The 11,340-nt window shown below is 66.7% G+C and carries 10 protein-coding genes; 4 read left to right on the top strand and 6 right to left on the bottom strand.

Annotation, left to right across the window (positions count from 1 at the left end):
- Positions 1–2: 2 nt before the first annotated feature.
- The 3 genes from bcsB to B0G62_RS12010 form a co-directional block, all read right to left on the bottom strand.
- Positions 3–2,471, bottom strand: coding sequence for a cellulose biosynthesis cyclic di-GMP-binding regulatory protein BcsB (bcsB, locus tag B0G62_RS12020; protein WP_103704401.1), 2,469 nt, complete (start codon positions 2,469–2,471; stop codon positions 3–5).
- A gap of 529 nt (positions 2,472–3,000) precedes the next feature.
- Positions 3,001–3,993, bottom strand: a complete 993-nt coding sequence (locus B0G62_RS12015; protein ID WP_103704400.1) for an alpha/beta fold hydrolase — start codon at positions 3,991–3,993, stop codon at positions 3,001–3,003.
- 71 nt (positions 3,994–4,064) lie between these two features.
- Positions 4,065–5,060 carry an alpha/beta hydrolase family protein gene (locus B0G62_RS12010; protein ID WP_103704399.1) on the bottom strand — a complete coding sequence of 332 codons (996 nt, stop codon included), beginning with the start codon at positions 5,058–5,060 and terminating at the stop codon, positions 4,065–4,067.
- Positions 5,061–5,154: 94 nt separating this feature from the next.
- On the opposite strand from B0G62_RS12010, the gene B0G62_RS12005 reads away from it, so the two are divergent.
- From B0G62_RS12005 to B0G62_RS11995, 4 genes are all read left to right on the top strand, one after another.
- Positions 5,155–6,075 carry a LysR substrate-binding domain-containing protein gene (locus B0G62_RS12005; RefSeq protein ID WP_103704398.1) on the top strand — a complete coding sequence of 307 codons (921 nt, stop codon included), beginning with the start codon at positions 5,155–5,157 and terminating at the stop codon, positions 6,073–6,075.
- Between the two features lie 135 nt (positions 6,076–6,210).
- On the top strand, positions 6,211–7,440 hold the full coding sequence (locus B0G62_RS12000; RefSeq protein WP_244193198.1) for an MFS transporter: 1,230 nt from the start codon (positions 6,211–6,213) through the stop codon (positions 7,438–7,440).
- Positions 7,441–7,447: 7 nt separating this feature from the next.
- Positions 7,448–7,576, top strand: a complete 129-nt coding sequence (locus B0G62_RS32470) for a hypothetical protein (protein WP_279629748.1) — start codon at positions 7,448–7,450, stop codon at positions 7,574–7,576.
- A 76-nt stretch (positions 7,577–7,652) separates the two neighbouring features.
- Positions 7,653–8,390 (top strand): response regulator, encoded by a 738-nt coding sequence (locus B0G62_RS11995; RefSeq protein WP_103704397.1) that lies wholly within the window; start codon positions 7,653–7,655, stop codon positions 8,388–8,390.
- 99 nt (positions 8,391–8,489) lie between these two features.
- On the opposite strand, the gene B0G62_RS11990 is transcribed toward B0G62_RS11995, so the two are convergent.
- The 3 genes from B0G62_RS11990 to B0G62_RS11980 form a co-directional block, all read right to left on the bottom strand.
- The gene (locus B0G62_RS11990; protein WP_103704396.1) at positions 8,490–9,104 is read right to left on the bottom strand and encodes a hypothetical protein; all 615 of its coding nucleotides are present in this window, start codon (positions 9,102–9,104) and stop codon (positions 8,490–8,492) included.
- 137 nt (positions 9,105–9,241) lie between these two features.
- Positions 9,242–10,618, bottom strand: coding sequence for a sensor histidine kinase (locus B0G62_RS11985; protein ID WP_103704395.1), 1,377 nt, complete (start codon positions 10,616–10,618; stop codon positions 9,242–9,244).
- Between the two features lie 21 nt (positions 10,619–10,639).
- Positions 10,640–11,317: a response regulator transcription factor gene (locus B0G62_RS11980; protein ID WP_103704394.1), complete on the bottom strand. Its 678-nt coding sequence runs from the start codon at positions 11,315–11,317 to the stop codon at positions 10,640–10,642.
- Positions 11,318–11,340 lie beyond the last annotated feature (23 nt).

Below are 11,340 nucleotides of genomic sequence, written 5' to 3'. Positions count from 1 at the left end.
CGTCAGTCTCCGGTGCGGCGAGCGGCCATGCGGCCCAGCGCCCAGAACACCGTAAGCGCGACGATGAGACCCGCGAGAATGCCCGCGAGCGCCATCAGCGACGGGTAGCGCGAGACATGGACCCAGATGCGCGCATACCACGGCAGGTCGCCGACGAAGTAGCGACCGCCCACGCGCAGCCCTTCCACCTCGTTATGGCGCACGAGGCTCAGGTCGCCGTGCATCGCCGCGACCTTGCCGCTGTCTTCCAGCGCATCGAGCACGTCGCCCAGTTGCGCCGACGAAGTGGTCGCGAGCGCCACCACGCTGCGGCCCGACGACAGCGGCGATTCGAAACCGATCAGCGCCGCGATCGGGCCGCCCAGCGTGACGATCGAGCGGCCCGCAGGCGTTACGTCGTCCACGTCCTCGGTGCCGCCGAGCCAGCCCGGCCAGCCGCTCCTCTGGTCGCGCGTGGTCACTTCGGTCTTGCCGCGCTCGATCAGGAGCGGCAGATCCTTGCCCCATTTGGCGAGCAGATTCGCAGCCGTCCCCGAGCCGATCACGAGCAGGTCGTTGCCGCTTACGCTGTCGATCTGGCTGGCGGCCACGAGCTTCACGCGCAGCGCCGGCAGGCCGGTCCACTGGCCCATGTGGCCGAGTATCGTGAGCACCGCTTCCTGATCCTGCGCATTGGGTGCATCGGGAATCACGACGGCGGTTTCCGCGAGATCGGCCATGCGCGTGAACGGATAGCCGCTATTGGCGAAGAACGCGAGATTCGGCAGCGTCGTGTAGTGCGCGAAGTCGCTGAAGTCGATGACCGAATCGGGATCGACGGCGGCGCGCGCCACATCGGCGGCCGTCGAGGTGCACAGGCCCGTCTTCTGCGAATCGATGTGGAACTGGAACTGGAACTGGTTGTTCGAGCCGACGCGGAAGGCCGGAATTTCGACGTTGGTTGACGCGCGCGCATCGGCGCCCGACAGCAGCGGCACATTGATGCGCGCTTCGTCGGTCGAGCGCGTGACCGGCTTCAGGCGCTGCGAGCGCACCAGTTGATCGTTGATGCTCACGTTGAGGATCGAGTCGTTCCAGGTCGACGGCGCCGTGTAGCGATAGCGGATGTCGAGCGGCACGTTGCTGCGCGTCCACGCATAGAGGTCGGCGGGCACGCGCATGTTCACGCGGATCGCGGGCGGGTTGTACCCCGAGACCTGCAACTGCTGCGGATCGCTCACGAGCTCGCGCAGCAGCACGGGCCGGTCGGTCGGCACCCAGTTGGGCGCGTCGTAGGGCTTGCGCGCCGGGCCCAGATCGACGGACTGCACGACCACGCTGTCGCCCGACATGCCCGCCTGGCCGAGCACCAGCGCATCGGCGGCCTTCTCCAGCTCCTCGGGCGTGCGGCCCGCGAGCACCAGCAGCTTGCGGCCCGACTGCGGATCGGCGGCGGGGTTCGTCATCACCGAAATCGTCGGGCCTTTGATCTCGGGCAGCGCGATGCCTTCGGGCACCTGGCCGGGCAGCGCGAGCACGACGGCGTTGGCGTCGGTGGGAGCGGTGCGCACCACCGGGAAGCGCGCGCCGCGATAGCTCGCGAGCGCGCCGAGCCACGACGACACCACGCCCGCCGCCCGCAGCGACGGCACGCCCGCATTGGCCGCGAGCACGAAGGGCACGCGCAGCAGCGTGTTGTCGTGACGGTCGAAGAACGGCACCGGCAGCAGCGCGAGGCTGTTGGGCAGCACGATTCCGGTGGTGTTGAGCGTGAGCGTGGTTTCGGGCGCAACGTCGGTCCACAGCGCGGAGTGGTACGGGTCTTCGCAATGATCGAGCGTGTAGTGCGCGATCATCTGCACGCTGATGCGGTTGAAGTCCGTGAACAGACGCGGATCGAGATTGATCTCGCTCGTCACGAGCTGACCGGCGGTTTCCTTGACGAGCGGAATCGTGGCGACGACTTCGCCGTTGACCATCACGCGCAGATGCGACAGCGCATAGATGAGCGAAGGCGAGTAGGTGTAGACGAGGCGCAGCTTCGCGCTGTTGACGACTTCGTCGGTGCGCACGTCGACGTTCATGTAGCCGGTGGGATCGAGCCCGCGCAGCTCCATCGGGCCATAGTTGCCCATCTGGCGCAGCGAGAACACGCGCGTGCGCGGCGGCCCGGCCGGGACCGGCGAGGCCGTGGCGTCGATGGGCATGGCGATCTTGCCGGGCGCCGTCTGGATCACGGCGGGGCCGCTGCCGCCAGGCGTGTTTGCGATACCGCCGGCTACGCCGCCGGTCAGGCCGATGCCGATATCCGGCCCGGACGCCGGCGCGGCCACCGCGACGCCGGGCGCAGCAGTGGCCGCGCCCGGCGTCGCAGCAGATGTGGCTTTACTGGCTGGCGCGGAAACGGCCAGCTTGTCGGCTGCGAGGAGGCTGGACGCCAGCAGCAGCCCGGCGATCAGCGCGCCGAGGCGGACTTGAACGGAAACTCGCATCGCAAACGGCCCTTTGTCTTTTCGTGACGGCTGCTCCCCAATTCGTGCGCAGCCAGCCGTCGTCGGATGATATTGGCGATTCCGCTTTTCCCGCCTTGATCGCGGGTGCGCCAACATTCGGAGTTTGGTCGGAGTTTATATGACTCTTATCAAGTCTGACAGATGATTGCTCACCGTTTATTTACATTGCATTGTTAATAAACGTTAATTACGCATTGGCAGTCGATTCAGTGCAGCGCTTTGTCAGGCAAGCATCTCAAGGGGCATACGGTTAGCTCGCAATCCGGTTTTATTGCATTTGCATGATTAATGTTTGCGATGGGAAGTAGAAAAACGATAAAGCGAATGGTTATTTTAATAATTCGGCATCCGAAATAAATGAGTGAGGCGTAACGGTTTCGTCATGCGAACTGCGTGTGGTGGCGCTCGCACGTCAAGCTTGGCGCTTCCTTATTGCGGAGTGTTGCAATGAAAAAGGGGACGCGAACGTCCCCTCGTGGCTGTCGTGGTCTCGCTCTTTGCGCAGGCTTCAGCGCGCCTCGCGCACCGCGGGATCGCGCAGGAATTCCAGCAGCAGCGCATTGACTTCCTCGGGGCGTTCCTGCTGGATCCAGTGCCCGGCCTCGGGCAGCAAGACCTTCTTCGTGAGACGCGGCACCTGGTCCTGCAACTGCTCGTAAGCCTTCGCCATCATGTGAATGACGCCGTCCTGCTCGCCCGCGACGAACAGCGTGGGCTGCTGGATGCGCGCGCCGTCGAGAAAGGGCGTGAGCGCCCAGTTGCGGTCGAGATTGCGGTACCAGTCGATCGAACCGCGAAAGCCGCTTTTGGCGAACTGCGCGGCGAAGGTGTCGAGATCGGCGGCGGACAGCCAGCCCGGCAGCGTGTCGGGATACGCGAGGCTGTCGACGAAACGCTGGTTCTTTTCGAAGCCGATAAAACCCTTGCGCCGATGTTCCGGATGACGCCGGCTTTCGCCGCCCGCCGTGTAGTAGATGCCGAGCAGCGATTGACGGATGTCTTCTTCGAGTTCGCGCTCGACGCGGCCCGGCGGCTGGAAATAGTCCTGATAGAAATGCTTTTCCAGCGTATGGGTCTGGAAATACGCGGCCGGACGCACGCGCGAGCGCGGCAGATACGGCACGCTCAGCAAGGCTAGCGCGCGGAACATATCGGGGCGCAGCAACGCGGACGTAGCCGCGACGATGGAACCCCAGTCGTGCCCGGCGAGGATCGCGCGCTTTTCGCCGAGTGCATGCACGAGGCCGACCAGATCGCCCGTGAGATTGAGGATGTCGTACGAGGCGGTGTCGAGCGGCACTTCGGTGTCGCCATAGCCGCGCTGGTCGGGCGCGACCACGCGAAAGCCCGCGGCCGCGATGGCTTCGATCTGGTGGCGCCACGAGTACCACGACTCGGGCCAGCCGTGGCAGAGCAGCACGAGCGGGCCTTCGCCGTGCTCGACGTAGTGCATGCGGATACCGTTGGCGTACGCGTAACGGTGGGCGAAAGATGCGCTCATGAAAGCTCCTGGGAGGATCGCGGCTCACGCACGATAGCAGAATTTCCCTGAAAAAGAACGGTCGATCTATTTTATTGGGCGGCGTGTTCGGGGGCATCGACATTGATATTGCGCGCGGAGATCACGATACCGGGCGTTTGCGGCCCGAGCGAGCCCGTTCGCAGCCAGCGCAGTGCAAGCGGCCACAGTCGCGTCTCGAAGCGGCTATGGAAAAACGCGAAATGGCCGATCTCCTCCACGCCGATCTGCGCGGGCGCGATGCGCAGATGCGTGCGCGGCGCGCCCGCGAAGTAGCCGAGCAGACGCTCGATGGCGGGAATGGTGCCGAACGGATCGTCGGTAACGCTTACGGCGAGGATCGGCGCGGCGCAGTTCGCCAGGCGCTTAACGAGCGCCGCGCGTTCTTCAGCCGACCGCGCGATGGGCGCCCGCACGTAAGTGTCCTCGAAGCGCGCGCGGCTGCGGCTCCAGGCCAACGCGACGCCGCGCGGCGTGTCCTCCATCCATCCCAGCCGCTTCGCCGGAACGTAGCCGCAGAGCGTTGCAAGCGCGGGCATGACCGCATGCCACTTGAGCAGCATGGGCAGGCGGCTGCGCGGGGCGTAATCGCGCCAGTGCGCGTACTGCGCGCCGACCGTGAACACCCGGCGAATCAGCGCACCCGAGGGCGCAAGCCCCGTCACGAAGCCGCCGATGCTATGCGCTACCACATCGATCGGTTGACCGGCGAATGCCTCGCGCGCGTGGCGCAGCACGGCTTCGAAATCGCGCTCGCCCCAGTCGAGCCAGGTGGCGTAGAGTCCGGCCAGCCGCTCGGGCCGCGATTCGCCGATACCGCGATAGTCGTACACGACGACATCCCAGCCCTGCCGATGCAGCCAGCCGGCGAAGCGAAAGTAGTAGCGGCAACGCACGGAAGTCGCGGCATTGACGATCGCAAGCGGGCGCGGCGCGCCATCGACGGCATGTGTGCGATGCCGCCAGACGACGCCGCCGAGCCGGAAGCCGTCGGCGGCGTGCAGCGTGAGCGGTGCGGGCGGCGGTGCGATGGTCTGCGGATCGTTCATATGAGTGCGTGAAGGGTGACGCTTCCCCCCATTGAACTTGACCCGCACGCCGCGCTCAATCAATCTTCGTGCATCGTTCGCATGAGGTCCACGCATGTCAATTCCGCTCGTCAAACTGCCGTCGCTCGATTTCATCCGGGGCTTCGTCGCCGTGGGGCGGCGCATGAGCATCACGCTCGCCGCCGAGGATCTGTGCCTTACGCAGTCCGCCGTGAGCCGCCAGGTCAATGCGCTCGAAACGCAATTGGGCGTGCGCCTGCTCAATCGCGGCTACCGCTCGATTACGTTCACGCCCGAAGGCGAGCGCCTCTTTCGCGCCGCCGAGGGCGCGGTCGCGCAGCTTCAGAACGTCGTCGATGCGCTCATGCAGCCGCGCGTGCGCCAGCCCGTGACGATCACGGCGAGCCTGGGCGTGGCCGGACTCTGGCTGCTGCCGCGTCTGGGCGCGCTGCAGGAGCGCCATCCCGGGATCGACCTGCGCGTGGCCGCCACCGACAAGGTGCTCGACCTGCGCGCCGAAGGCATCGATCTCGCTCTGCGTTATGCACCCGCGAACGCCTCGCCCGGCGCGTTCGCCACGGCGCACCGGCTCTACGAGGAATACGTGACGCCGGTGGCGCACCCGTCCCTCGGCGTGGCGACGCTCGACGCGGCCACGCTCGCGCGCCACGTGTTGCTCGAATTCGATGGCCCGCGCCGCCCGATGCTGCGCTGGCCCGACCATCTGGGCGCGTTCGGCCTGGAAGGCCAGCCCGCGCGCGGCGTGCTGCGCTTTAACCGCTACGATCAGGTGATCCAGGCCGCGCTCGCGGGGCGCGGCATCGCGCTTGGCCGCCTCGCGCTGGTCGGGCCGATGCTGGCTGACGGGCGGCTCGTGGCGATTCGCGAGCCGGGCGAAACGCGGCCAGCCGAGCCGACTGGCTATGCCTACTGGCTCCATCAGGCCGACGCCGCGCCGCGCGCCGACGTGACCGCCGTGGTCGAATGGGTTCTGGACGAGGCGCGCACCGCCTGAGGCGGCATACGGTTCATCGTATGCGCCCAAATCATGCGAAGGCCGCCAAAAACTCACTTGAGCACTTCGCCTCGCGCGCGCTTTACTGCGTACACGGCGGCCGGACGTGTCGCCACGAGCGTCGAGGAGACCGCGATGAGGGGACCGGAAGAGGCATGGCGGCAGCGCTGGCTGCTGGTCGTGGCGGGCGGCGTCGTGATGGGCGCGGCGCTTGGCGTGCGCAACGTGCAGGGCTTGTTCCTCCTGCCGGTGACGCTGGAGCGGGGCTGGCCGCGCGAGACCTTCGGCCTGGCGCTCGCCTTGCAGAACCTGCTGTGGGGCTTCGCGCAGCCGCTCACTGGCATGATCGCGGATCGCTATGGCTCGGCGCGCGTGATCTTCGCGGGCGCGCTCCTCTATGCGCTCGGCCTGGCCGTGATGGCGCACGCGGAGTCGGTCGGCATCTACACCTTCGGCGTGGGCGTGCTGATCGGCATCGCGCTTTCGGGCACGGCGTTCGGCGCTGTCTATGGCGCGCTTTCGCGCCTCTTTCCCGCCGACAAACGCGGCTGGGCACTGGGCGTGGCGGGCACCATCGGCGGGCTGGGCCAGTTCTGGATGGTGCCGCTCGCGCAAGGGATGATCGGCTCGATCGGCTGGGCGTCGGCCATCGGCGTGCTGGCGGTCGTGATGCTCGTCAGCGCGCCGCTTGCGGCCTGCCTGCGCGACCGGCCCGCAAGCAGCGGCGCGCAGCATCTTGCAGGCGGCACGATGCGCGCCGCCCTGAAGGAAGCGCTCGCGCATCGCGGCTTCTGGCTGCTGAACCTGGGCTTCTTCGCGTGCGGCTTCCAGTTGGCCTTTATCGGCGCGCATCTGCCTGCGTATCTGCTCGATCGCGGCATGGGCGCGCGCGAGGCGAGCATGGCGCTTGCCATCATCGCGCTGGCCAACACGGCGGGTATGTTCCTGTGCGGTTACGCGGGCGGCTTCCTGCGCCGCAAATATCTGCTCTCGGGCATCTACTTCACGCGCGCCGCTGCAATGGCGCTGTTTATCGCCCTGCCGCTCACGCTCGCGAACCTCTATGTGTTCGCCTTCGTGATGGGGCTGACGTGGCTGGGAACCGTGCCGCTCACGAACGGCATCGTTTCGCAGGTGTTCGGCGTGCGGTATATCGCCACGCTGTTCGGCTTCGTGTTCTTCGGGCATCAGCTTGGCAGCTTCTTTGGCGTGTGGCTCGGCAGCGTGGTGTTCGATGCTACGCATTCCTATGCATGGCTGTGGCACGGGTCGATCTGGCTCGGCGTGCTGTCCGGCCTGCTGCATCTGCCGATCGACGACCGGCGCGTCGTGCGCCTTCATGCCGGCGCGGCGCAGCCCGCATGAAGCCTGTATGAAATCCGCGTGGATCGCCGCGACGGTCGCGGCATTACTGATCATGTCGAGCGCCGTGGCGTTCGCGGGCTGGCTCACGCCCGCCGCGCTGCTGGCGTTGCTGTCCGGCCTGACGTTTTGCGGCTGAAGGTTGCGCGCGCAAGGAAAGAAAGGGTAAGGAAACAGGCCTCATGCAGGCACGGACGCTGCTATAAAATTCGCACATGAAGCCCTGTGTCCTTATCGTCGACGACGATCCCGTCGTGCGCGATCTGCTGAGCCGTTTCCTGCGCTCGCATCAATTCGATACGGCGGTCCTGCACGACGGCAAGCATCTGCTGCGCCGCCTCGAACGCGAACGGCCGTCGATCGTCGTGCTGGACATCATGATGCCGCAGACCGACGGTCTTGAAGCCATTACCGCGTTGCGCGCGGCCGGCGACGATATTCCCGTGATCTTCGTGAGCGCGCGCGGCAGCGTGACCGACCGCATCCGCGGCCTGACGCTCGGCGCGGACGACTATTTGCCCAAACCCTTCGATCCGCAGGAACTGCTGGTGCGCATCCAGAACATCCTGCGCCGGCGCGGCCCGTCGATGGCGAGCGCGCCCGAAGTGCGCACGCGTTATCAGTTCGGCCCGTTCGAACTCGATTTCACGATGCGCACGCTCTCGCGCGATCAGACGCTGATCCCGCTGCGCGAAAGCGAATTCGCCTTGCTCAAGATCTTCGCCACGCACCCGTACAAGGTGCTCACGCGCACGCTGATTCACGACATCGTGCATCGCGATGTGCGCGAATTCCGCGAGCGCAGCCTCGACGTGCCGATCTGGCGGCTGCGCCGGGTGGTCGAGGACGATCCGACGGCCCCGCGCTACATCCATACGGTGCGCGGCAAAGGCTATGTGTTCGTGCCCGATCCGGGGCGGGTACCGGATTCGCTGGTGGACATGCCGGGCTAAAAGCGCAGGCTGCAAAAAAAGCGCGCCGGCGAAACCGCCCGGCGCGACAGGTACCACCGAGACCTCGTGAGACGGGGGCGTGTTTCGCCCCCGCCGGAATCAAGCCGAAATATCGATGAACAGCCCGCTTGCGGACGACGCGCCCCGCGCCTGCAGATTGCCAGCGAGCGTCGAGAGGAATTGCTGGAGGTCCATGGCGGAGGCGTCCAGCGGATCGTCCGAGCTGACACCCAGCGCCGCGAGCAGGTTCTCGTAGCTTGCGGCCAGATCGCTATTCGCGCCGTCCAGCGATGTGGCCGATTGCGCGAGCCCCGACACCGCCGAAGCCAGATCGCCGCTATAAGCCGCATCGCTTCCGCCTGCCGTGCTTACCGTGCCGCTTTGCTGCGCCGCCGCCTGAAACAGCGAGCCCAGGAACTGCTGGAGCGCGGCGAGCTTGTCGGCGGCGGTGGCGTTGTTGTCCGCCAGATCGCCGAATTCATCGTCCTGGCCGTCGCCGCCATCGCTATCGGTGCCGAGCGAATTCAATGCGGCCGCAACGGCCTGCGCGAGCGGATCGGCGCTGGAATTGCTGTCGAGTCCCGATGACCCATCGTCGGACGTCTGCAGCGTGTCGCCTGACGCCGCCGCGTCGTCGGGGTTCTGCTTCGACGCCCAGAGCGCGTAGAACGAGGTGGAGCCGCCGTTCGAGCTTGCGGCCACGCTGATTGTCATGAGATGCCCCTGAAGAACGATCGGATCGGAGATGGTCTGGCGCCATCGTATGTCGATCGCGTGCGTCCAGGGGGCGTTGGTAAGCGGCGGAAAGGCAGTCGGGAAAGCTCAAGGATGCGCCGGAACGGCGCAAGCCGTCAGCGCGCGGCAAACTCCACCACGGCGACGGTTCCGTGGTCTTGCGCGCCGTGTTCGAGCTTGACCTCCGCGCCGTGCGCGCGCGCGATCTCCCGCACGATCGCAAGGCCAAGGCCGCTGCCCGGCAAGGTCGAAGCGCGGAAGAACGGCTCGAACACTTTGTCGCGCAAGGCGTCGGCGATGCCCGCGCCTTCGTCGGCCACGCTGAGCACCGGCGCGTCGTCGCCTGCCCTGAGCGTCACCGCCACCGTGCCGCCCTCGGGCGAATAGCGGATGGCGTTATCGACGAGATTGAACACCAGCACCGACAGCAGTTGCTCGTTGCCGATGACTTCGGCGCGTGGCGCGAGCGTGGCGACCAATTCCACGCGGCGGCGCTGCGCGAGCAGCGCGAGTTGCTCGATCACGCCGGTCGCGACCGCGCGCATGTCCACGCTCGCGCCTTCGAATTGCGTGTAATCCGCCGATTCCGCCTGCGCGAGCGTGAGCAACTGGTTGGTAAGCCCGACGAGCGAGCGATTGCTCTGATGCATCGCCGTCAGCGTTTCGTGCAGCCGCTCGGGGTCCTGCTGGCGGCGCGCGTATTGCAACTGCGTGCCGAGCAGCGTGAGCGGCGTGCGCAACTGATGCGCGGCATCGGCGATAAAGCGGCGCTGCATGGCCGTCTGCCGCTCGATCAGGTCCAGGCAGGCATTGAACGCGCTCACGATGGGCCGCAGCTCGGTGCGCAGCGGCTCCACGTCGATACGTACCGACGCCATGCGCGAGGACGTGCGCACGCGCTGCGGCAGCCCGCGCGCGAGGCGCGTGAGCGGGCGCAACTCCAGCGTCAGCCCGACGCACACCAGTATCACCGCGGCCGTGACGATGCCCGCGAAATAGAACATTTGCGGACGCCAGAGCGCGCCCGCCATGGCGTCGCGCTCGCCCAGCGTGCGCCCGACCGAAACGATCACGCGGCGCGTCGCACCCGCGTCGTACATCGGCCGGATCAGCGAGACGGCGCGGATCGGCGTGCCGTTGACCTCCGCGTCGAACCATTGCGGCGACGTGGCCGGGATGCGCTGCGGAAAATCCGAGGTGCCCGCGATGATCGGCCCGCCGATTTCCTGCACGCGGAAGAACACCTGATCGCGGTGCGGCGTGCGCAGGATTTCGATTGCGCTCGGTGAAATCGACGCGCTCAGCGCGTTGCCTTCCCAGCCGATGTCGCCCGCCATCACGCGCGCCGCCGACAGCAGCGCATCGTCCTGCAGCAGGTTCGCGGTGCGCCACGCGTTGCCGCGCGTAATCAGCCCGGCCGCCGCGATGAACAGTGTCATCGGCAGCACGAGCCAGAGCAGCAGGCGCACGCGCAGGCTGTCGGTGGGCTTCATGGCGCAAGGGCAGGCAGAGGGTTATTCGTCCGCTTCGGCATCTTCGAGCAGATAGCCGAGGCCGCGCAGCGTGATGATGGTCGCCGTGCTCTTTTCGAGCTTCTTGCGCAGGCGCGAGACGTAGATTTCGATGGCGTCCTCGCTGGTGGGCGCATCGGCGTCGCTCACGGATTCGGCGAGCGTGGCCTTCGAGACGGTCTTTTTCGCGCGCAGGATCAGCGTTTCCAGCACGGCATGTTCGCGCGGCGTGAGCGTGAGCGCGTCCTCTTCGACGTAGAAGCGCCGGCTGTCCATATCGTAGAGGAGATTGCCGCAGCGGATGCGGTTCGAGCGCGAGGGCGCCTGGCGGCGCGCCAGCACCTTGACGCGCGCGACCAGTTCGCGCGCGTCGAAGGGCTTGACGATGTAATCGTCGGCGCCGGCGCCCAGGCACACCACTTTTTCGTCGATCGCGCCCGTGGCCGTGAGGATCAGCACCGGCGTGGCGTCGCCGCGCGAGCGCATGCGGCGCAGCAGCGCCTTGCCGGACATGCGCGGCAGGTTGAGGTCGAGCAGCACCACGTCGTAGGTCGAGGCGCGCAGCGCATCTTCCGCGGCTTCGCCGTCGCCGACGTGGTCGAGCATGAAGCCGTCATCGCTCAGCGTGCGCACGAGCCAGTGCGCGAGTTGTTCGTTGTCTTCGACGAGCAGCAGTCTCATGCGGGTTCAAGCGTGTTGGCGCG

The organism is Paraburkholderia eburnea (genome assembly GCF_002917095.1).
GTDB classification, from domain to species: domain Bacteria; phylum Pseudomonadota; class Gammaproteobacteria; order Burkholderiales; family Burkholderiaceae; genus Paraburkholderia; species Paraburkholderia eburnea.
This window is presented reverse-complemented; position numbering and strand designations above follow the sequence as displayed.

Excerpts from the sequence above, each read along its gene's own strand:
- B0G62_RS32470 (WP_279629748.1), top strand. The coding sequence starts at position 7,448 with ATGAAATCCGCGTGGATCGCCGCGACGGTCGCGGCATTACTGATCATG.
- B0G62_RS11995 (WP_103704397.1), top strand. The coding sequence starts at position 7,653 with ATGAAGCCCTGTGTCCTTATCGTCGACGACGATCCCGTCGTGCGCGAT.
- B0G62_RS12010 (WP_103704399.1), bottom strand. The coding sequence starts at position 5,060 with ATGAACGATCCGCAGACCATCGCACCGCCGCCCGCACCGCTCACGCTG.
- bcsB (WP_103704401.1), bottom strand. The coding sequence starts at position 2,471 with ATGCGAGTTTCCGTTCAAGTCCGCCTCGGCGCGCTGATCGCCGGGCTG.
- B0G62_RS12005 (WP_103704398.1), top strand. The coding sequence starts at position 5,155 with ATGTCAATTCCGCTCGTCAAACTGCCGTCGCTCGATTTCATCCGGGGC.
- B0G62_RS11980 (WP_103704394.1), bottom strand. The coding sequence starts at position 11,317 with ATGAGACTGCTGCTCGTCGAAGACAACGAACAACTCGCGCACTGGCTC.
- B0G62_RS11990 (WP_103704396.1), bottom strand. The coding sequence starts at position 9,104 with ATGACAATCAGCGTGGCCGCAAGCTCGAACGGCGGCTCCACCTCGTTC.
- B0G62_RS11985 (WP_103704395.1), bottom strand. The coding sequence starts at position 10,618 with ATGAAGCCCACCGACAGCCTGCGCGTGCGCCTGCTGCTCTGGCTCGTG.
- B0G62_RS12000 (WP_244193198.1), top strand. The coding sequence starts at position 6,211 with ATGAGGGGACCGGAAGAGGCATGGCGGCAGCGCTGGCTGCTGGTCGTG.
- B0G62_RS12015 (WP_103704400.1), bottom strand. The coding sequence starts at position 3,993 with ATGAGCGCATCTTTCGCCCACCGTTACGCGTACGCCAACGGTATCCGC.